Consider the following 22,181-nt stretch of genomic DNA (forward strand, 5'->3'; position numbering starts at 1 on the left):
TGATAGAAGAACATTCGCTATATGACGCGTTTTCCTCTCCACCACTACGAAGGAGAAGAAAATGTATAGGAGCAAAAAGTTCGAAGACCTTACCATCAGTGATGATTTTATGTTTGGCATTGTTATGCGCGATCCAAAAAACTGCAAGCCGTTTCTGGAAACTATACTGAATGTTAAGATTTCACGCATTGATTATCCGGAAGACCAGAAAACGATCAATCTGTCCCTTGATGCGAAGAGCATCCGGCTGGATGTGTATGTTGAGGACGATTCTAATACAGTTTACAACATTGAAATGCAGAACGGTCATCATGAAAATCTTCCGAAACGCACCCGCTATTATCAGGGGATAATCGATTTAAACCTGCTCGACAAGGGTATGGATTACACACAGTTGAAACAGAGTTTTGTAATTTTTGTCTGCACGTTTGATCCATTCCATATTGGCAGACATGTGTATACTTTCGAAAACCGCTGTGTGGAAGATCCGGATCTTTCGCTTAACGATGGTACACAGAAGATCATTTTAAATACGAAGGGAATTTTTGATGATGTACGACCGGAACTGAAACGGCTGCTTAATTTTATTGATGGCAGACAACCGGAAGATTCTTTCACGCAGGATCTCTCCGAGGCAGTGGAGGCTGCCAAGCGCAATAAGAAATGGAGGCATGACTACATGACTTTGCAGATGGCTTATGATGAAAAATACCACGAGGGGTTGGTCAATGGTATTCAGCAAGGACGCGAAAATGGTATTGTTGAAGAAAAAGAAGACACAGCGCGCCGAATGCTTTCCTCAGGTAAATATTCAAATACCGAAATTTCTGAAATCACCGGACTTCCCATGGAACAGATTCAGACTTTGAAAAAATCACTGTAACACAAAACTCCCCAATCTATCAGATTTACTGATAGATTGGGGAGTTTTCTTTATCAGGACTTTTCTATTATAAGGTGCGATTATACACGGGACAGATACTCACCTGTTCTGGTATCAATCTTGATCTTGTCTCCCTGCTCTACGAACAGAGGAACGTTTACGTTTGCACCTGTCTCAACAGTAGCAGGCTTGGTAGCACCTGTAGCGGTATCTCCCTTGAATCCCGGCTCTGTCTCTGTAATCTCAAGCTCTACGAAAAGAGGTGGCTCTACTGCAAATACATTGCCCTTGTGAGAACAGATCTTAACCATCTCGTTCTCCTTAACAAACTTCAGTGCATCACCGACACTGTCCTTTGTCAGATCAATCTGGTCATAAGTCTCTACATCCATGAAATGATAGAAATCATCATCAGAATACAGATACTGCATGTCCTTACGATCAATATGAGCAGTCGGACACTTCTCTGTCGGACGGAATGTCTTTTCTACTACACCACCACTGACGATATTTTTTAATTTTGTTCTAACGAATGCTGCACCCTTACCTGGCTTTACATGCTGAAATTCGATAATCTGATAAATGTTACCTTCAAGTTCGATGGTAACACCATTTCTGAAATCTCCTGCTGAAATCATTCGATCTTCCTCCTTAAATTACGAGTATAAAGTCTCTCGACTTACAATTTTACTATAAAATGGAATACTTTTCAAGTATTTTATTTGTTCCGTTTTTCGATGTCTGCAAACATAGCCACGCGTGTCGCATGACGTCCACCAAGAAATTCCGCATTCAGATAAGCCTTCACAATATCCTTTGCCAGCTCCACTCCGACAATTCTTGCACCAAACGCGATGATATTTGCATCGTTGTGCTCTTTTACCAGATGTGCCGTCGTCACATCTGAACATACGGCTGCACGCACACCGTTTACTTTATTGGCTGCAATAGAGATTCCGACACCTGTTCCGCAAATTAACACGGCACAGTCTACTTCTTTGTCAGCCACCGCACGTCCTACTTTTTCTCCAATCTCCGGATAATTACAGCTTTCTGCTGTATCAACTCCGTAGTTTACCACTTCATGTCCCATGCTCTCAATAAATTCTTTGATCTGCATCTTCAGTTCTACTGCTGCATGGTCATTTCCTATTCCGACTTTCATCACAATTCTCCTTTTTATTTTTCGCAATCGCCTGTTTTGCACTTCTATTATCTTACTGCTTCAACGTACTTTCGTCAAATAAAAAACCGCTAATTGTGTACGGTCACGCAAAGAAAATTTTTCTAATATTGTGCTGATATAGTTCCGTACAGTTCCTTCGCTCAAAAATAATTCCTCTGCGATCTCGCGGTTACTCTTTCCCATTCCTACCAGAGCAATGATTTCCTGTTCCTTTTCTCCGATATCATACTGACTATAATCGAATTCATTTTTCGGCTGCATAAGCACCGGAAGTTTACTTACAATCTCGCCGCCAAAGACGCTCTGCCCCTGCTGCACCGCAAACAGCGCCGGAAGGATTCCTTCAAAATCCTGCTTTAAAATATAACCTTTTGCTCCCAGATCCAATGCCTTTATAATATAGGCATCATCCGAAAAGGTGGTCAGAAACAGAATTTTTGCCTGTGGATCACTCTGTAAAATCTCCTCTGCGGCGTCAAGCCCACTCACCGGCTTCATCTGGATATCCATCAGAAGAACATCCGGGTGCTCCTTTCGATAGAGTGCTGCTGCATCGGTTCCATCGGTTCCGGTTGCCACCACGGTAACGCGTGCATCCGCTTCGAGGATTGTCTTTAACGACAATGCAACAAGCTGGTCATCATCTACAATTACAACTTTCATATCTTCTCCTTTTTTCGCAATCTCCTAATGTTTCGGCACAGAAAGTAAAATCCGAAAACCACTCTCCGCAAAAAAGTGAATTGTGCCGCCAAGTGCCTGCACACGGTCTTTCATATTGGCAAGCCCAATCCCGCCCTCTCCCTGTCCGGTTTCGTCCGGAAGACTGGCACTGCTTCCATTATCTTCAACCGACATCTGGTAAAAGCCCGGATGTTCACACACAAAGACGGTAACCTTGTCGGCATCGCTATGGCGCACGACATTGACAAAAGCTTCCTTTGCGATTGCAAGAAAGCAGTATTTGACACTCCGCGGCACCTCCTGTGTCATATCATAATGCAAATCAATGGCACAATTTTTTTCAAACTCCCTGCAGATGTCGAGCAGCGCCTGTCTTAGATCCAGCGATTCATTGTGCAGATCATGTACACTCTCGCGGATGCTGTTCATCGCCTCCCCCAGCGTATCATTGATCTGCAGCAGCTGCCCATGCAACGGTTCTTCCTGGTGAATCGTCTGCAGGGCTCCCATCTGCAAAATTGCACGGGAAAGCATATGTCCCACATTGTCGTGGATTTCCCGCGCAATGCGGTTTCGCTCCTGCAGTGTAGCAAGATGAATCTCATAATCCTGTTTTTCCATCAGTTCCTGCTGTCGTTTCTGCATCACAAGACGCAGTTCGGTGGAACTATCCTTTAAATGAATATAGGCCTCTTTCTGGTGCAGGTGCCGCCGCATACGGTATGCTCCGCCTCCGGCAAGTACAAGCAAAAATACAAGCCATTCCAGTTGCGGCTCCACACTGTTTTTTCCATGAACCAGTGCAAATACCGCAAGCAGCACGATGCCCGCCGTACCGATATAAAAAAAACGCATATGCTCCAAAAAAAGCCACACACAGTCATAACAGACCAGCGGCAGAAAACACAAAAGCCCCGGCAAAAAACAGCAGCCTACCGTCAGTATGGCAGAAAGCACCAGCCGGACTCTGCCACTTTCCACATAATTGGAAACCGCGACATATATCAGCACAAGCAAAGCTGCAAGCACCGGGCGTACCCATCCTTTTGTTTCCGCCAGAAGGAGTAGTCCTGCCACATATAAGATCCCCTGATCGATCAAACGTTCCATTTTTCTTTTCCTCTTTTTCTTCCATCGTATCTAGTATAAAGAACTTTGTGACAAATGTCATCTCCTTTTCCTGACATCCTGCACTTTCGTTTTCCTGGCGTATCCGCTATGCTAAAATCACAAAAACACAAGGGAGGAAACCTATGGAAACGGTTGTAAAAATCGAAAATCTGGTCAAGCGCTACAAAGAACTGCTCGCACTTGACCACTTAAACTTAACCATACAAAAAGGAGAAATCTTCGGACTTTTAGGACCAAACGGCTCCGGTAAAACCACTACCATCAACTGCCTGCTCTCTCTTTTGTCCTACGACAAGGGTACCATCGAAATTTTTGGTCAGCCCATGCGCCCGGACAACTATGATGTAAAACGACAGATCGGTGTTGTGATGCAAAATGTAGCAGTGTTTGATGAACTGACCGTCAGGGAAAATATTGATTGCTTCTGCAGCCTGTATATCACCGATGCCAAAACCCGCAAACGCTGCGTAGATGACGCCATTGCATTTGTCGGGCTCGAAGACTTCACCGGATTTTATCCCAAAAAACTCTCTGGTGGACTGCTGCGTCGTCTAAACATCGCCTGCGGTATCGCCCACAAACCCAGACTCATCATCCTCGATGAGCCTACTGTAGCGGTCGACCCGCAGAGCCGCAATAAAATTCTGGAGGGAATCGTGGAACTAAACCGCGCCGGTGCAACGGTCATCTACACCTCCCACTACATGGAAGAAGTCGAACAGATCTGTACCCGGATTGCAATCATGGATAAAGGCAAAAATATCGCACTCGGTACAAAGGAAGAACTGATCAAACTCATCAAAAAAAGTGAAATTATCACGGTGGAACTGCTTGATCTGCCCCAAGAAGACCTCTCCCACATCCGCACCCTGCCACATGTATATCAGGCCGACTATAAGGATCACATCCTTACGGTACTGTGTGACGGTGGCAAACATAATCTCGTGCGGCTTCTCGGTTACTTACAGGAAAAAGACCGCTCGATCGATCATGTCTACTCGCAGCTTCCGACACTAAACGATGTCTTTTTAGAGATTACCGGTAAAGCGCTACGGGATTAGGAGGTAAATCATGCGATCAGTTTTTAAATATTCTCTTTTGCGGCTGATGCGAAACAAAGCCAATCTGTTCTGGATTTTAATTTTTCCGATTGTGCTCGGCTGCCTGTTTAAAGTTGCTTTTTCCAATATCACGGAAAGCGAGAGCTTCCACACGATTCCTGTGGCACTCGTATCCGACGAAAGCATAAACGCGAAAGCCTTTTGTACCATGGCAGATGCCCTCTCCTCGGAGGACGACAACGCAATGCTTGCAGTCACTTACTGTAAGGATAAAAAGGCTCAAAAGCTTCTCAAAGAAAAAAAGGTGGATGGCATTTTTTATGCAAAAGATACGGTAACACTCCGTGTCAACGCAGATGCTTCGGATTCTTCCATCAATCAGAGTATTTTACAGGTTTTACTGACACAGTTTTATGTCAACCGGGATCTATTGTTAAAAACCATGCAGGAACATCCCCAAAATTTAGAGGCTCTGACCGCTTCTTTATATGAAACCATAAGTCCACGCAAAGAAGTCTCCCTTACACGCGCAGACACAGATACCTACGATCAGTATTTTTACAACCTGATCGCCATGGCATGCCTGTATACCGCACTCGGCGGAATCCGGCTTGCCATTGAAAATGCTGCAAACCTCACCGCCCTTGCAGCAAGAAAAACGGTTTCTTCCACGAAAAAATTTACGGCAATTGCCGGGGAACTTGCCGCCTGTATTCTGTTTGAATCGGTTTTAAACATTCTGGCTTTTTTATTTATTGTAAAAATACTGGGTATCCATATGGCGCAGCGACCGCTTCTTAGTCTGCTCACAATTATCATCAGCACTGCCTGCAGCATCTCCTTTGGCATGCTTTTAGGATGCATCGGGCCGAAATCCGAGGGTGGAAAAACCACACTCATGTTTGGCATTGTGATGCCCTGCTGTTTTTTAAGTGGACTGATGATGGGAACCATGCGCATGGTTGTGGAAAAGCACCTTCCGTTTATCAACCGGATCAATCCTGCCGCACTGATTTCCGATTGTTTTTACACACTGAATAACTATGACAACCTGCAGCGTTTTGCCACTAATCTTCTCACTCTGTCTGTTATGGCGGTACTCTTTTTTGGCATTTCCTGTCTGGTCACAAGGAGGAAAACTTATGCAAGTCTGTAAGGCCTTTGCCCGTGTAGCAAAAAAACATCTACCCAATACCTTTATTTACTTTATCGTTTTTGTGGTCCTGCTTATCGTGATGAGTGCAAACGCCTCCTCAACAAGTGGAAAACAGTTTCAGGTATCTGCGGTCAACCTGTGTATCTTTGACAACGATAACTCCGAAGCAAGCCAGGCATTAACAGCCTATCTGTCTTCGCTTCACCATATCGTATCCCTTCCATCCGCAGACCGGGATACTCTGCAGGATAACATGTACTATTACCAGATCGACTATGTACTTACGATCCCTGCAGGTTTTGAAGAAAAAATAACCTCACAAACCACCCGTGGTCTTTTAAAAACAAGCAAACGCAAAGACAGTTGCAGCGGCTACTTTGTAGACCAGCAGATTGACAATTATGTGCATGCGCTTTTACTGTATGTAAAAAGCGGTGTTCCGGTTTCGGATGCTATCACCTATACACAAAATTCGCTTGATGATGTGCCGGAAGTAACATCCGTATCCTTTAGCAATACAACAAAAAGCAAAAATTCCCGTATGTACTACTTCTTCCAATATTTTCCGTATATCATTCTGATGATGCTTTTAGAGGGGCTTTCCCCGGTTCTGATGGCATTTTGCAAACCACTTATGAAGACACGGATCTCCTGCGGTGCGCTGCCACAGTCGCGCGTCAGTCTACAGCTTGGGCTTGGCTGTCTAATCTATGTATTTTTATGGTGGATTGGATTTCTTGGAATTGCAGCAGTCATATATGGACCCTCACAGCTTTTCTCGCAAAGTGGCTGTCTGTGTATCCTAAACAGTGCCGTCTTTCTTTTGATTGCAACGGCAATCGCCCTGCTCCTGGGTGCGTTTCCAATGGATTATAATAGGATCAATATGATTGCCAATATTCTCGGACTTGGTATGAGTTTCCTGTGTGGAATTTTTGTACCACAGGCATTTTTAGGAAATACCGTGCTGGCAATCGGACGTTTTCTGCCTGCCTACTGGTATGTGCGGATCACGAACATGTTCGGATGGTATGCAAATGATGTATTTTCAGCCTCAACCTACTGGATGTGTATCGGAATCCAGCTTCTATTCTTTGTGGCACTTTTTGCAGTCTACCTATGTGTGAACCGGCAGAAAAGCCGTCAAAAAGCCTAATAAAAATGCCCGGACCATATATTTACGGTCCGGGCAGATTTTATTTTCTTGCCGATGGATACTTTGGTTTTACGATTTTACAGTGCAGACGATAGAAAAGCAGTACAATCGCTTCTAACCGACGCTTTAACACAATCTGAATCTCCTCTTTGGGATGGATCGGTTTTACAAGAATTGTCCGGATTCCTGCCAAATTTGCCCCACACACATCCGTAAAAATCTGATCTCCCACAAAAATAGTATTTGATGTGTCCGTGCCCAGTACCTCCATTGCCTTGCGATACCCTGCCGGTTTGGGTTTCCCTGCCTTGTAAATATAATTGACGTGCACTGCATCGTTGAACATTTTCACCCGTGGCTCCTTGTTATTCGACAGGAGCATGCAATGAAACCCAAGTTCCTTTAAATGGGTAAACAAAGAAATCGCCCGCTCATCCGCAGGCGCTCCATGTGGTACGAGGGTGTTATCAATATCAAATATAATTCCCCGGTATCCTTCTTTATATAATTGATCAAAATCTATGCTGTAAGTGGAATCCAGATATTCATCCGGATATAGAAATGCGCACATAGGTCTCTCCTTTGTGTGTTATGTACTAAAGGGAAAAATTCTCTCCGGAACGCAAAGCAGAAATCCCGGTATCCAACGGGATCTTCTTCACTCCGGTATCCTGCGTTCCCACAAAATACTGATACTGCTGCAACACCTGATCCTTTTCCATATCGGAAATTGCTTTCTGCATATCCAGACCTGCCAGATCACTGTCTGCACCCTTCAGTTCATACGTTTCATCCGGCTGGTACTCCTTTGCATAATCAAATGCATTGTACGTCTGCGGACGCTTCGTCTGTGTCTGTCCCTGCGGCTGACTGCCACCGAAAAGTTCCTCATCCCCAGAGGCATTCTGCACTGCCGCAATCTGTTGGCTTCTAAGCGCAACAGCCTTTATGGAATTGTACTCATAAAAGCCCTCATACGGGCGCATTCCTGAAATATTCATAAGCACCTCTGGTTACAAATTCATCCGAGCATTTTTTTCAGCTCATTCATAAATGTGTTTACATCTTTGAATTCACGGTATACCGATGCGAAACGCACGTAGGCAACCGGATCCAAATTCTTTAACTTATCCATGAGAATTTCACCGATCAAAGCACTCGGTATCTCTTTTTCTTCACGGTTAAAAATCTCGATTTCTACATCATCCACAAGCTTTGAGATCTGTTCTGCAGAAATTGGCCGCTTGTGACATGCAAGCAATACGCCTTTTTCGATTTTTGTCCGGTTGTACTGCTCACGATTGTTATCTTTTTTTATAATGATCAGGGGAATGGTTTCCACCTTTTCATAGGTTGTAAAACGCTTTCCGCAATCATCGCAAAGTCTTCTTCTGCGAATCGAATTATTGTCATCCGCAGGACGCGAATCAATCACTCTTGTATTTTCACTGCTGCAATACGGACATTTCATAGGATTTCTCCTCCTGCATCCAATCCCAATCCGGAAATATATGACTATTTCTATAATACACAATTTCCCTGTTTTCTGTCAATCTGCAAATTTTTATCCTTTTATCCGGTGTTTCATTTCTTTTTCATCAAACTCTACGAGTATTATATCGGGTCCTATCCGGATAACTTTAGCCCATGGAATAAAAAATTCGCTGTCCCTGCAAAAACAGCCCAGATATTTTCCCGGTCCGGGAACGATCAGTGCCAGAATTCTCCCACATTCCTTGTCAATGTCCAGATCCCGGACGCTGCCAAGGCAGCGGCAGTCTTTTACATTGACTACTTCTTTTTCACATAAATCAGAAAAACGCACAGAACACTCCTGCTTTTCTTTCTTGGAATATTCTATGCGTCTTAGCTGTATTTTATGTTTATGCACGCTGCTTCATTTCAGAGATTGCCGCCTTTAGCTGTGCACGGTCTGGAAGCCCTTCATTATCTCCTCTGTGCTGCACCTGCAATGCCCCGATGGCATTTATTACAACAAGCCTGACTCCGCGCACTACCACATTATAATATATAAGCTGTGCCACTTCTGCGGCACAGCTTATAAAAAGGGAAGATTTAAGTTTTATTCTTTTACGCCACCAAGCGTAAGTCCTGTTACGAAATACTTCTGTAAGAATGGATAAATACAGATGATCGGCAGAATCGTAATAATCGTTGCAGCTGCACGAACCGATGTCGGTGTAACCGTTCCCGCTGCATTCTTCATTGCCTCGACACTACTGCTCGTATTTGTTACGGATGACAGTAGTTTCATCAACTCATACTGTAATGTTGTCAGTTTGCCGTTCATACGGTTATATAACATTGCATCAAACCATGAATTCCACTGACCAACTGCAACAAACAATGCAACAGTTGCATATACCGGCTTACAGAGCGGTGAATAGATTTTCAGGAAAATCGTCGTATACCCAGCACCGTCGAGCTGTGCCGACTCCTCTAAGCTGTCCGGGATACCGTTCATATAAGTACGGATAACCAGCATGTTAAACGCACTGACCATTCCAGGGATAACATATACCCAGAAGCTGTTGGTAAGTCCCAGTCCCTTGTACAACAGGAATGTCGGGATCAGACCTCCGTTTACATACATGGTGATAACCCAGAATAAAGAGAGCTGCTTTTTAAACATAAATCTTTTTCTGCTGACGATAAATGCTAGGATTGCATTGGAGATCAGCGCAAGAACTGTTCCGATCACAGTTCTTGCAACCGTAACATAAGCACCTGTGATCAGGTTGTCTTTCTGAAGTACCGTAATGTAGTTCTTCCATGTAAATTTTCTCGGTAACAGATAGATACCTCCACGAAGGGAATCCGTACCGTCATTTAATGATATTGCTAATGTATTTAACACAGGATACAGTGTAATGATTACAAACAGGATCATAATGATCGTATTGACAATCGGAAAAATCTGCACCTTTTTTTTCGCTTTTTTTGCTGCCATTGTATAACCTCCTTAGAACAATTGTTCTTCACCATTACGCTTTGCAATCTGGTTTGCAATCACGATCAGAATAATACTTACGAAACTCTTGAAGATACCGGCTGCAGTTCCGATTGCGAAATCGCCCTGACTGATTCCCCATTTTAATACGTAAATATCAATTGTCTGTGATACTTTCTGAACCAGACCGTTTCCTAACAAATACTGAACTTCAAAACCGGCGTTCAGTACATTACCTACATTCATCAGAAGAAGAATGATAATGGTTGGTTTAATACCCGGAAGTGTAACATGCTTGATTTTTGCCCATCTGCCTGCACCGTCGATAGCTGCAGCTTCGTAAAGTGACGGGTCGATCGAAGTAATTGCTGCCAAATAAATAATTGCATTCCATCCTGTTTCTTTCCAGACATTGGCAAATGCAACGATTGGCCAGAAATAACCCGGATGAGCAAAGAAATTGATCGGCTGTGAAATAATATGGAAGTTAAGTAATAATTCGTTCACAATTCCGCCACCGGATAACATATCGTGTAAGATACCGGTTACAATGATCCATGAAAGGAAATGCGGAAGATAGGAAATTGTCTGAACGACTTTTTTACCGCCTTTGGATTTAATTTCATTTAATAAAATTGCAAAAACAATTGCTGTAATAAATGTTACCACCAGATTGATAACACCCATTGCCAACGTATTTCTGATTACCCGGATAAAAGTCATATCCGAGAATAATGTCCGGAATTTATCCAATCCTACAAATTTCGAATGAAAGATACCAAGTCTCGGTTTATAGTTTTGAAACGCCATAGTCCAGCCTGCAAGTGGGAGGTAATAGAAAACCACGCCATACACTACCATGATTGCCGCCCAGAACAATAATACTTTCTGTCTTTTAATCTCTTTCCAGGTAATTTTCGTCTTCGGTTCTTTCACTTTCTGTTTTGATTTTGTTCTCTCTATAGACATGACCTCACTCCTTTTTTAAACGGGCAGATGGAGTTTTCACAACATCTGCCCATCTAAAACCTCATTCTCTATGTATTATTCGTATTTTGCTGCGTCTTTCATCCGCTTATCAAGCTCTGCCTGCAACTCGCTAAGGAAAGCGTCCGGATTGCATGCATTGTATGCATCCATATAAGTTTTCCATGCACTGTCAAAGTCTTTTGCCATTACAACCTGCGGAAGCTGCTCATGCTTAACTTCGCCAATCTTGGTCCATGCCATTCCACCCTCTGTGTCTGTTGTAAAGTTGTTTGAGAATGACCACATCGGATACCATGGACCAGGTGCCTCGTTTGTTCCAAGCATCTCAACGTATGTTTCAACACCATATGCCTTGAATGCTTTCTTGACATCATCATTTAATCCGTCAAAGAATTCTTTTGCCTGTCCACTCGGCTTTGTTGCATTCAGACCGTCATCACAGGTTCCGTCATACTGTGGAAAATAGGAATAAGAACATGCGTGAGATGCCTTATAATCCGTCTCTGCAGCCTTTGCTCTCTGCTCCTTGGTTCTATAGAAAAGTCCATCGTCGCCAACCTGATAATCTTCACCTTCAACGCCCCAGAAACGAAGGTTGTGAATTTCCTCTGAAAGAAGATCATCTACAAACTGTAAAGCTGCTTCCACATCATCACAATCCTTTGTGATTGCAAGTCCATCACCGGAATTTAAAACTCCGCCGGAGTTGTGCCACTGGTTCTTACGTCCATCAATCGTTACAGGTACCGGAATGTAATCGCATCCCTGTGCATCCAGTCCTGCAGACTTAATTGCATCACCTGCTGAGTAGGCGAAATCCCACCACTGGTCGATCATACCAAGTACACGTCCGGAAGAAAGCTTTGCAATGTACTCATCATAAGTCTGTGTGAATGACTCAGGATCAACAATACCCTTCTGATATTCCTCGTTCAACTTCTTGAAGTACTTTACAGCAGTATCAGATGTATTATAATCCATTACCTTTAATGTATCCGGATCAACCATACATGAACCATCATTTGGATAACCATCTAAGAACTGTGGAGCATTCTCAAGACAGAAATATCTCCAATCCTCGCAAAGGATGGTATATGGAATATTCTCCGTTCCATCTTCCATGGTAGGATTTGCTGCATTATAATCTTCAATCAGCTTGAAATAATCATCCATCGTCTTGATTTCCGGATAATTAGCCCACTCAAGAACTCTTGCCTGAATCCAGAATGCCTCATCGTTATGCGTACAGGTTTTCTCTTCTCCCTTAATATTGGAGAACTGTGGAATCCAGTAAATATGTCCGTCGTCCTGACGAAGCTGATCCCATTCCTGTTCGGTGAAGTAGTTCTTGATATTCGGATATTTGTCAATGTAATCATCTAATGCTACCAATGCACCTGCATCATATAACTGCGGCATACCATTTCCACCACAGATGAAATCCGGATATTCATCACCGGCTACCAGCGTTCCGATTGCTTCTTCTGCCGTCTGGCCTGTCAGCCATGTCTCTTTTACCTTTACGCCGGTCTTCTCAGCGATGATCTGCTGAACTTCGTTATCATCGTTGATCTCGGATCCCGGAACAGCAAAGAAAGCTGTAAACTCTTTAATATCTCCATCATTTGCTGCTTTTCCACCCTGTGTGGAAGAATTGCTGCCGCCTTTATTTCCGCAACCGGCGAACATGGTTGCTGCCATCGCTACTACAAGCAAGGCACTTAGCATTCTTTTTCTTTTCATAGAATGTACCTCCTTCTTTATATTAACTATTTTACTTTTTTTACCATTTCAAACAATCCGACGAATTATAGTCAAAAACAGGGTAAACTATAGTTCATTCTGCCGGACTATAATTTACCCTGTTTTCCATCTCTTTCTATTCCATTTTACTGCTGCATCTGCTTCCGGAATTTTGCCGGTGTGCATCCTTTTACCTGAATAAAGCGGTTGACAAAATAATCCAGATCATGGTATCCAACCTCTTCCGCCACCTGAATAATCTTCTTATCGGAATGCAGAAGAAGATCAACAGCCTGATCCATCCGGTAATTATTCAGATAATCCTTAAACGACTGACCGTATTTCTTTCGGAACAGTTGTCCGAGATAGGCGCTGTTGACATAATATTTCTCGCTAAGCCCCTTGAGTGTGAGGTTATCCGCATAATGTTCCTTAATTTCTTTCTCTACATTTCCGAGAACACCTCTGGATACATTCTTGCGAAGCTGGGACAGATAGTCTCCGTACTCACAGGCGAAACGCATCAGATGTGTCTTACTGCCGCGCATCGTTCCTGTTTCAAAGCTGCTCTCCGAAATCAGACGCAGGATTTCTTCCTGATTGACCTCATCATCCTGCTCGCTTGCAAGATGGATCAACTGAAAAAGCAGATAGTTAATATTAAGCGTCATGGATTCCCCACGCAGGCCTCTCTGACTCATTTCTCCATAGAAACGGTCCACCGCCGCCCGGATTTCCATATGATTGTTCTGCTCCACTACCTTCAGCAAATCATCAAGACTCTTCTTGCACAAAACCATACCGTCATTGGACACCTGCACTTCTTCCTCGTAGAAATAGATGTCCTTTTTGCTTCGAAATCCCTGAAAGGAACGAAGCATACAGGCATTCCCGTATGATCTTGCAATAAGGCTGATATCCTGCACCTTTTTCCCGACCAGCATCGTAACCGGGCGCGACAGATTCTCACCCAGATATTCCACCAACCCGTTCAGATAAGCGTTTTCATCGAGTCCTGCCTCTTCCGCCATATATTGAAAAAAGATCAATCCCACATCATATATTTTTTCATCTGCCGATGCGTCAAACACACAATTCTCCACATAATCTTTCAGGAATGCAGTACAGCATTCATACATCTGTCTTTGGAATTCGCGCATCTCCTGATCCGTCACATCTTCGTCCGCATCACATCCCGCCATCTGAATTTCAACGTAGCGGACACCTTCTTTGCATTTCATCTGTGATGTGACATATTGCAGATTGGAATCATCGTATTTTCCCTTGATCAAAGCAATCTGATTTCTTGCAAGATATGCCTTTTCCATTTTATTGTTCTTCTGCCTCATCCGGTCATCTTCATCACGCATCGCAGATACCCTGTTAAGCAGTTTCAGCAGCATATCACGGTCAACCGGCTTTAAAATATAATCCGTACATTCATTTTGAAGCGCCCTTCTTGCATACTCGAAATCCGCATATCCGCTTAATATGACAAAATATGCATTCGATAGATTTTCTTTTCGTATCGCTTCCTGCAGATCCAGCCCTGTCATGACTGGCATCTGAATATCTGCAATGATCAGGTCTACACTCTCTTTTTTCAGAAAATCATATGCCTCTTTTCCATTTGATGCAGTCCCTGCAATCATATAGCCTTCCTGTTCCCAGTCGATCAGCACTTTTAATCCCTGAATAATAAAAGGCTCATCATCTACAAGCAAAACCTTTAACATATTTCTTTCCCCCTTTTGCACACCGGTCCACTAACACAGCCTTCGGCAAATCATAAATACTCCATCGGAATGCAGATCGTAATCCATGTTCCCACACCCTCTTCGCCTTCAATTTCAAAGCACACATGATCTTCTGTGTACATTTTAAGCCGCAGGCATGCATTGAGCATTCCCACGCTTTTCTTGTTTTTCAGCATCTCAATATCCGCATTCTGCATATCATGCTGCATCTGATACAACTTCTGCTCCTCAATTCCGCTTCCCGTATCTTCAATCTCGATGCATAATTGTTCTTCCCTTTTATAAACTCTTACGAAAATCCATCCTGGTGATGCCTTACTTTCGATTCCATGTACACAGGCGTTCTCCACAAAAGTTACAATTGTAAGTTTCGGTATCCGGATCTGCGCACATTCCGGATCAATTTCGAGATTGTAATTCAGCCGGTCACCAAAACGATACTTCTGCAAGGACAGATACGCTTTTACAAATTCAAGTTCCTGTTCAATCTCTACCGAATCATTTCCCCAGTCCACATATTGTCTTTGCATGATCGCCAGTTTTTCGACCATATCTGCCGTCTCGTTTTCTTTCTTCAAAAGGCTTCTCATGCGGATACTTTCCAGGGCATTAAACAGAAAATGCGGATTGATCTGGCTTTGCAATGCCAATAGTTCTGCATTTTTCCTGCCGACAAGGATTTCCTGTTCTTTGATCTTGTTCTTGTATACGGTCTGGATTAGTTCATTGGTCCGTTTGACCATCCGATTGTAATTCCGGATCATGCTTCCAATCTCATCCCTACCGTCTTCGTGTGCCATCTGAACAAGATGCTCACCGTTGACAGACTGGAACACTTTGCTCAGCCCACGGATTCTCTTTGTAAACGAATGATTGAGAAGCAGCACAAATCCCATCGGGAGAACCACATTGATGATCACCAGAAAACCAAGAATCGGAAGAAAACGCACAATCTTACTCCGCACTCCATTATCCGCTTTTAAAACATAAATATCAAGTTTAGCTCCGTGAAGTGTAATGGTCTGTTTGTATCCCATCTTCTGCTGTACACTGATCGTGTCAAATTTTTTACCGACACCACTGAAAGGTCCGTTACTCAGTACGATCGCATCCCCTTGACAAATAAGAACTTCATTGTCAAACTTCATTCGTCTCAGCATCCGCATCATACTGTTATAATCAAATTCGATTTGCAGCATCTTTTCCTGATCCTTGGAAAAAAAATCAAGATTCTGCAATAGCATGATCTTACGACGATAGGAATTGGCATATCTCTTACGCTCATATACAAAAAAAAGTCCTTCATTTTCGCCTCGTTCCTTCCACGCTTCATACGCTGCCGTTTCCTTCAGATTGGACATATTATCAATCTTTCCACCCTTTACCACGGTAGGATTATCCGTATACATGGTAAAGACGATCTGATTCATGCCAAGCACGCTTTCCAATGTCGAGTCCTGAAAAAAATTCTGATATTCCGCGTAATAATCTGAGTTACTCTCATATTGTTTTTCCAAAAAAGAATTCATCCTTCTATTTGTATACATACTTTTAGCGATTTCTCCCGCATTCTCCACCAGTGCACTGATATTATAGCTGACTGCATTCGCAACGTTTGCCATCCCATGATACTGCCGCTGCGATTCCATGCTGTCTACAATATATAAGACGACACTGTCCGTAATGATCAGCGGTAATAAAACACAGAAAATGTATAACTGTATAAATTTTTTCTTAATAGAAAGATTATCCATATATCTTTCCAATACCTTGATGAACTTTTCGATGATATTCATACCAACCCCTCTAAATTCACACACAACAAAGCGATAAAGGAGCAGATTTTTCGACCTGCTCCTCATTCGTACAACCAGTTAAATTCATTATAACATATACGAGACTATATTTAAAATTGTTTCTTGATATTTCTGCACGCTAATACTCAACCGGTGTCTGCGCACCCTCTCTGCGAACCACCAGCGCAGCCACGTCACTTCCGGTAAGTTTTGCACTTCTTGCATCCGGCTGCTGACCTCCGATTGCGATGCGGTAAGATCCCGGTCTTACAACGCATTCTCCCTCCTGCGTGATAATCGCAAAGTCACGTGCCTTAAGAGATATGGTCACACGCTTCGTCTCTTTCGGCTGTAATGTAACCGTCTGTATTCCTTTCAACTGATATCCCGGTTCATACGCATCCGCTTCCTCATGCTGAATGTACGCCTGAACACTCTCATGGATCGTGTAGGAACTCTCATTTATGACATCCACACTCACATCGACGGCATCTCTCACACTGCACTGCGCACAGGAAATCTGTGCATTCTCGTAACGGATCGTTCCATAATGCAGTCCGTAACCGAACGGATAGAGCACATTCTTGTCCGTATAACGATATGTGCGATCGGACATATCATAATCCGTAAACTCCGGAAGATTTTCCGTTCCCTGATAAAAGGTGACAGGCAGCTTTCCGGATGGTGAAAAATCACCGAAGATTGCTTCTGCGACTGCCTTTCCGCCACGGGCTCCCGGATAAAAACTGTCAATAATCGCAGCAACATGCGCATCCGCCCATGAGAGATCGAGTGCACTTCCCGCCGAAATCACGAGCACAACCGGCTTTCCGACAGCCGTAACCGTCTCGAGCAGTTCTTCCTGAAGTCCCGGAAGATTGAGTCCCAGTTTATCCCCGCTGGCATATTCATTACCGGCATCGCCTTCCTCGCCTTCGATCGTCGCGTCAAGACCAAGGCACATAACTACAACATCTGCCTGCTCCGCCGCAATGACCGCTTCCTTGAATCGATCCTTCGTCTCTGCCAGAAATTCCACTTTGTCTTTGTACAGATGACAGCCTTCTGCATATAATACACGCACATCATCCCCCACATACTGCTGAATTCCCTCCAGTGGAGTAATGTAACGGGAAGAGGTTCCGACATAGTTTCCGACCAGCGCATCTCTTGAATTCGCATTCGGACCGATGACTGCGACGGTCTGTATCTTATTTTTATCCAACGGCAGGAACGCATTCTCGTTTTTCAACAGAACAAGACTTCTTCTTGCCGCTTCAACAGACAACTTCACATGTTCCGGACATTCTACTTTATCATAGGTAATGTCTTCATACGGGGACGGATAATCCTTCATCATACCCAGACGAATACGAACTTCCATCAGACGCTCCACCGCTTTTGTGATCGCCTCCTCGGAAACAAGTCCCTTCTCGTAAGCTTCCTGCAAATGTAAAAAGGCGCTTCCGCAGTTCAGGTCGCAGCCGTTGTTTACTGCCATAGCCGCAGATTCCTCGACGCTCTCTGTCACATGATGGTGCTCGTGGAAATCAAGAATCGCCCAGCAGTCCGATACCACATGACCTTCAAAACCAAATTCATCTCTTAAAATATCCTGCAGGAGAGTTTTGCTTCCACACGCCGGCTCTCCGTTCACGCGATTGTAAGCGCCCATGACGGCCTCAACCTTGGCATCCTTGACACATCGCTTAAACGCATACAGATAAGTGTCATACATATCATGCTTAGACGCTTTTGCATTGAATTCATGACGGATCGCTTCCGGACCGCTGTGTACCGCAAAATGCTTTGCGCACGCTGCAGATTTCAGATGATCCGGATCCGGTCCCTGCAATCCCTTGATGTACGCGCATCCGAGTTCCGCCGTAAGATACGGATCCTCGCCATATGTCTCATGGCCTCTTCCCCATCTCGGATCGCGGAAAATATTGACATTCGGTGCCCAGAACGTCAACCCTTTGTAGATTCCGTGATCTCCTCTCCGTGAAAACTCGTTAAATTTTGCGCGGCCTTCCGTCGATACCACATCCCCGATCTGTCCGACAAGCTCCGGATCAAATGTCGCCGCAAGTCCGATCGACTGTGGAAATACCGTAGCAACTCCAGCTCTTGCAACACCATGCAAAGCCTCATTCCACCAGTTATATGCCGGAATATTAAGTCGCTCGATCGCCGGTGACTCATAGAGCATCTGGCTCATTTTTTCCTCAACCGTCATCTGTGCAACCAGTTTCTTTGCATATTCTTTTGTCTGTTTACTCATTATTTCATCTCCTCATCTTAAACACTTTCTATCAATCCATCGACTGGCATGTCAGCCATTCGAAATCAGCATAATTTGTACTGTCACTGCCGTTGGAAGACGCATATACACCGACTGTGCATCCTACAAAGCCTCCGGCTTCCTCTGTCGTGTAAGCAAGAAGATCCAGATTTTCCGCAACGGATACATATCCTTTGCCTTCCGAAATCCAGACACGGGCACACTGATTGCGGCACTGCAGGCGGATCTTTAATTTTCCTTTCTTCTCCAGACGTGTTGTTGCCAGCGTCTGCTCATCTCCGTGAATACAGCTGGTAACCACAAAACAAACTTCTCCATCCACGCGCACCACTTCAAACCGGAGATGATTTTCATTATTCTGGTAAAGCACAAGTCCCGCCGTCTCCGACTTATTTTCCGGATAGAATTCCATTCCAGTCTCTGCGACAAAGCGGTAACTTTTCTGTCTTACACCAAGATATGCACAGTTTGCTCTCTCGGAAATCTTTTCTTTGCGAAGGTACATCCGAAGTGCACCCTCACGTTCGGTCAGCGAATAAATTCCGGATGTCCAGTCCTCGATCGCCACCAGCCGCTGATCCAGCTGTTCTCCCCAGAAATGAATGACATCGGAATTCGTAATTTCTTCCGCAAAGCGATGCTCAGGCATATCGATCGTAAATTCGTCCTCCAGATGTCCGACTCCCGGAGCGATCACCGGCCAGCCGTTCTCCCAGATTACCCTGGCAAGGAAAGTCTCACGCCCCATGCTGCTATGCTTTTTGCAAGGTCTTGATGCAAGCATTACAACATACCAGTTTCCCTTGCCGTCATCAACCAGATCTCCATGTCCCGCATAGATGACCGGATAATCCATACCGAGATTGCGGTGTGTGAAAATCGGATTGCGCGGACAGCCTTCAAACCACTGGAACAGCTTCTTACTGCGTGCCACCGTAATACTATGTTCCGGACCGGTTCCGCCTTCTGCGTGGAGTAGATAATAATAACCATCGATCTTGTAAATATGCGGACCTTCCGGCCAGATACATCCCTTTACCGCACCTTTCCAGATTGCCATGCTCTCACCGACCAGCTTCATGGTCTTAAGATCCAGTTCCTGAATCCAAATCTCCCAGTCCCCGTTATAGCGAACACCCTCCGGATTCGGACGGGTTCCGCAATAATAACATTTGCCGTCATCGTCGAAAAAAAGGCTCGGATCGATGCCCGGGGCATCGTCGCCGAGATAATACGGCTCGGACCACGGTCCTTCCGGATTCTCCGCTGTGACGATAAAATTGTTGCCGTGCGTCACATTGGTCGTGATCATATAAAACAAACCATCATGATAGCGGATCGTCGGCGCATAAATACCATCTGAGATATCCGCTCCCGCCACAGGAAGCTGCGACGGACGGTCTAAAATATTACCGATCTGCTCCCAATGTGCGAGATCTCTGCTGTGAAAGATCGGCACTCCCGGTGCATACACAAAACTTGAATTGACGATATAATAATCCTCTCCCTTTCTGCAAATGGAAGGGTCCGGATAAAATCCCATTAAAATCGGATTCTTAACTGTAACCATTTTACTCCTCCTTATAACACGTAACCAAATCCTAAAATTGTAAACTTCTTGTCTCTGTCTTCTTCTGCGACTTCAATGCGTACCGTATGGTCGGCGCTTTCATCCTCATTGAACACGATCATCGCGTTGCAGTGCTGCCAGTTGTTAATATGCGGATCTGCCGTCATGCGACGCTCACCGTCCACATCGACATACGCCTTTCCAACGTCCACTTCTCCGGAATCCTTAAAGATCAACACAAGCGCTTTGCAATGGATGCGGATTGTAAAGACAGCATTCTCCGGCATCATTGCATCGTACATCCAATTGTACGGAAACTCCGGTGTCAATTCTAACCGGTCATCCATCTCCACACTCTGGAGCTGATCATCCGTTGCACAGAAGCCACCGGCATCGATTTTGGCCCCGGCATAGACATCTTTCTTATCCAGAAGCCGTACATGCTCAAAGCTTTTGCCGATTGCCGGCTTCATCTGCAGCTGCTGTGCAAGCATTCCCTCCTCGGTCAGGCCGCTCTCAAAAGCGTCAAGTCTTGCATGTTCGCTCAAATCACAGCTCTCAAACAGATACTGTAAACAGTCTGCCATAATGGTATGACCGATGTTGCTCGGATGAAACATATCGTAAAAGAACTGATTTTTTGTCAGAACCCTTCCCTCGTTCGGTTTCTTCGTAAACTGCTCCACCACGGTATCCTTGATACTGACCATCGGCAGATCATACAGTCTGCCGACCGGACTTAAGCGATCCTGCAGATTCCAGTCATTGGCAAATACGGAAAAAAGCAGAACGACCGCCGGATTCCAATCCAGCTTTAAGATCTTGCGCACAAGGCTTTCGTAGCAATCGCCCTTCGTCTCGTCGCCCTCATCGTTGACCGCAAATTCTACGACTACGATATCCGGCTTCTCGCCGTCTCTTAACACATCTCTGTCAAAGCGGAGCATTCCAAGCTCCGACGGGGTTCCTCCAACTCCCGCTTTCACAAATTTAACGTTATCTCTCATCGCAAATCTGCTTTTGAAAAGCTGATAGGACTTATAGGCATAACACTCGGTATTGATCGGTGTTGCTCCCGCCCCCTGCGTGATCGAACCTCCGATATAGGCAAGCGTTACTTCTTTTCCGGCTCTCGCCTTCTCGATCGCTTTGCGGATACGGTAGGTGTTGCCCAGATTCATGAGAGAACGCTCGATCATCGTGCAGTACAGTTCCGATTTCGTATCCACCGCTTCTTCTTCCACCTCTTCCGGAGCCGTATATCCGTCGTTCAGATAAAACCGAACGCTCGCTTTTCCCATCTTTTCCGGTGCGCTCATGATGAACTTGATCTGTCCAGGTATATAATCATCCTCTGTCCAGGTATAATCCGACAGATAAATGCGCCGTTCCATTCCGTCTCCGGTCAGGCTGCATCGCAGATTGGTTCCGCCTCCGTAGAGATCTTTTTTCCCGTACATCTGGAAGATGAACTCCATCTCCTCCTTTGGATTGTCGGTCTCAACAGACACCCCGATACTGTGTACAAGCTTGCCGAATCCCTCCACCGTCTCCAATAACCGAAGCATGTTTTCATCCGTAACATTTCCGACGATCTGTGCGCTGTTGATCAGTCTTCCGTCACTCTCATAGACAAAATGAATCGCACTTCCGTCTTCCTGTTTTGCTCCGAAGATTTCTTTATCCTTCATAATGTAAAAATATGGTCTTTTCTTCTCCGGATCCTTTGGTGCTGCCGGTCCGTTCATAATCATTACCTCCCTACTTTCTTTGCTTTCTTTGCTTTCTTTTC

General features: G+C 44.6%; 21 protein-coding genes. 4 read left to right on the forward strand and 17 right to left on the reverse strand.

Annotated elements, in window-relative coordinates:
- Positions 1–61 precede the first annotated feature (61 nt).
- Positions 62–883 carry an Rpn family recombination-promoting nuclease/putative transposase gene (locus DXD06_RS12665; RefSeq protein ID WP_117832222.1) on the forward strand — a complete coding sequence of 274 codons (822 nt, stop codon included), beginning with the start codon at positions 62–64 and terminating at the stop codon, positions 881–883.
- Positions 884–963: 80 nt separating this feature from the next.
- Here the strand turns inward: DXD06_RS12665 and efp are convergent, their stop codons facing one another.
- The 4 genes from efp to DXD06_RS12685 all read right to left on the reverse strand — a co-directional run bounded on the left by efp (position 964) and on the right by DXD06_RS12685 (position 3,863).
- On the reverse strand, positions 964–1,521 hold the full coding sequence (efp, locus tag DXD06_RS12670) for an elongation factor P (protein WP_022046047.1): 558 nt from the start codon (positions 1,519–1,521) through the stop codon (positions 964–966).
- Positions 1,522–1,601: 80 nt separating this feature from the next.
- A complete protein-coding gene (gene rpiB / locus DXD06_RS12675) occupies positions 1,602–2,048 on the reverse strand; it encodes a ribose 5-phosphate isomerase B (RefSeq protein ID WP_117832224.1) in 447 nt (148 codons plus the stop codon).
- Positions 2,049–2,108: 60 nt separating this feature from the next.
- On the reverse strand, positions 2,109–2,732 hold the full coding sequence (locus DXD06_RS12680; RefSeq protein WP_117832226.1) for a response regulator transcription factor: 624 nt from the start codon (positions 2,730–2,732) through the stop codon (positions 2,109–2,111).
- A gap of 24 nt (positions 2,733–2,756) precedes the next feature.
- A complete protein-coding gene (locus tag DXD06_RS12685) occupies positions 2,757–3,863 on the reverse strand; it encodes a sensor histidine kinase (protein ID WP_117832228.1) in 1,107 nt (368 codons plus the stop codon).
- Positions 3,864–4,006: 143 nt separating this feature from the next.
- On the opposite strand from DXD06_RS12685, the gene DXD06_RS12690 reads away from it, so the two are divergent.
- Genes DXD06_RS12690 through DXD06_RS12700 form a run of 3 tightly spaced genes read left to right on the forward strand, consistent with a single transcriptional unit; the run spans position 4,007 to position 7,257 of the window.
- Positions 4,007–4,945: an ABC transporter ATP-binding protein gene (locus DXD06_RS12690; RefSeq protein WP_117832230.1), complete on the forward strand. Its 939-nt coding sequence runs from the start codon at positions 4,007–4,009 to the stop codon at positions 4,943–4,945.
- A gap of 10 nt (positions 4,946–4,955) precedes the next feature.
- The gene (locus DXD06_RS12695) at positions 4,956–6,101 is read left to right on the forward strand and encodes an ABC transporter permease (RefSeq protein ID WP_117832232.1); all 1,146 of its coding nucleotides are present in this window, start codon (positions 4,956–4,958) and stop codon (positions 6,099–6,101) included.
- On the forward strand, positions 6,088–7,257 hold the full coding sequence (locus DXD06_RS12700; RefSeq protein ID WP_158569537.1) for an ABC transporter permease: 1,170 nt from the start codon (positions 6,088–6,090) through the stop codon (positions 7,255–7,257). Before DXD06_RS12695 ends, DXD06_RS12700 begins: the two co-directional genes overlap by 14 nt.
- A gap of 40 nt (positions 7,258–7,297) precedes the next feature.
- Here DXD06_RS12700 and DXD06_RS12705 read toward each other — a convergent pair whose 3' ends face one another.
- The 13 genes from DXD06_RS12705 to DXD06_RS12765 form a co-directional block, all read right to left on the reverse strand.
- Complete coding sequence (locus DXD06_RS12705; RefSeq protein ID WP_117832236.1) at positions 7,298–7,828, reverse strand: YqeG family HAD IIIA-type phosphatase; 531 nt, start codon at positions 7,826–7,828, stop codon at positions 7,298–7,300.
- 25 nt (positions 7,829–7,853) lie between these two features.
- Positions 7,854–8,258, reverse strand: coding sequence for a hypothetical protein (locus DXD06_RS12710; RefSeq protein ID WP_117832238.1), 405 nt, complete (start codon positions 8,256–8,258; stop codon positions 7,854–7,856).
- 20 nt (positions 8,259–8,278) lie between these two features.
- The gene (gene nrdR, locus DXD06_RS12715; protein ID WP_117832240.1) at positions 8,279–8,728 is read right to left on the reverse strand and encodes a transcriptional regulator NrdR; all 450 of its coding nucleotides are present in this window, start codon (positions 8,726–8,728) and stop codon (positions 8,279–8,281) included.
- 93 nt (positions 8,729–8,821) lie between these two features.
- On the reverse strand, positions 8,822–9,082 hold the full coding sequence (locus DXD06_RS12720) for a YlmC/YmxH family sporulation protein (RefSeq protein WP_022046043.1): 261 nt from the start codon (positions 9,080–9,082) through the stop codon (positions 8,822–8,824).
- Between the two features lie 58 nt (positions 9,083–9,140).
- Positions 9,141–9,302, reverse strand: coding sequence for a hypothetical protein (locus tag DXD06_RS17290; RefSeq protein ID WP_195592988.1), 162 nt, complete (start codon positions 9,300–9,302; stop codon positions 9,141–9,143).
- 38 nt (positions 9,303–9,340) lie between these two features.
- The gene (locus DXD06_RS12730) at positions 9,341–10,228 is read right to left on the reverse strand and encodes a carbohydrate ABC transporter permease (RefSeq protein WP_022046042.1); all 888 of its coding nucleotides are present in this window, start codon (positions 10,226–10,228) and stop codon (positions 9,341–9,343) included.
- A 12-nt stretch (positions 10,229–10,240) separates the two neighbouring features.
- On the reverse strand, positions 10,241–11,197 hold the full coding sequence (locus DXD06_RS12735) for an ABC transporter permease (protein WP_117832242.1): 957 nt from the start codon (positions 11,195–11,197) through the stop codon (positions 10,241–10,243).
- Positions 11,198–11,272: 75 nt separating this feature from the next.
- Positions 11,273–12,961: an extracellular solute-binding protein gene (locus tag DXD06_RS12740; RefSeq protein ID WP_117832244.1), complete on the reverse strand. Its 1,689-nt coding sequence runs from the start codon at positions 12,959–12,961 to the stop codon at positions 11,273–11,275.
- 146 nt (positions 12,962–13,107) lie between these two features.
- Positions 13,108–14,697, reverse strand: coding sequence for a response regulator transcription factor (locus DXD06_RS12745; protein ID WP_117832247.1), 1,590 nt, complete (start codon positions 14,695–14,697; stop codon positions 13,108–13,110).
- Between the two features lie 50 nt (positions 14,698–14,747).
- Positions 14,748–16,514, reverse strand: a complete 1,767-nt coding sequence (locus DXD06_RS12750; RefSeq protein WP_117832249.1) for a sensor histidine kinase — start codon at positions 16,512–16,514, stop codon at positions 14,748–14,750.
- Between the two features lie 139 nt (positions 16,515–16,653).
- Positions 16,654–18,798 (reverse strand): glycoside hydrolase family 3 protein, encoded by a 2,145-nt coding sequence (locus tag DXD06_RS12755; RefSeq protein ID WP_117832251.1) that lies wholly within the window; start codon positions 18,796–18,798, stop codon positions 16,654–16,656.
- 31 nt (positions 18,799–18,829) lie between these two features.
- Positions 18,830–20,389 (reverse strand): glycoside hydrolase family 43 protein, encoded by a 1,560-nt coding sequence (locus DXD06_RS12760; protein ID WP_117832253.1) that lies wholly within the window; start codon positions 20,387–20,389, stop codon positions 18,830–18,832.
- Between the two features lie 11 nt (positions 20,390–20,400).
- Entirely contained in the window at positions 20,401–22,137 is a 1,737-nt protein-coding gene (locus DXD06_RS12765) for an SGNH/GDSL hydrolase family protein (RefSeq protein ID WP_117832255.1), read from the reverse strand.
- Positions 22,138–22,181: the final 44 nt, after the last annotated feature.

Source organism: Roseburia sp. TF10-5 (assembly GCF_003462365.1).
GTDB classification, from domain to species: domain Bacteria; phylum Bacillota; class Clostridia; order Lachnospirales; family Lachnospiraceae; genus Roseburia; species Roseburia faecis.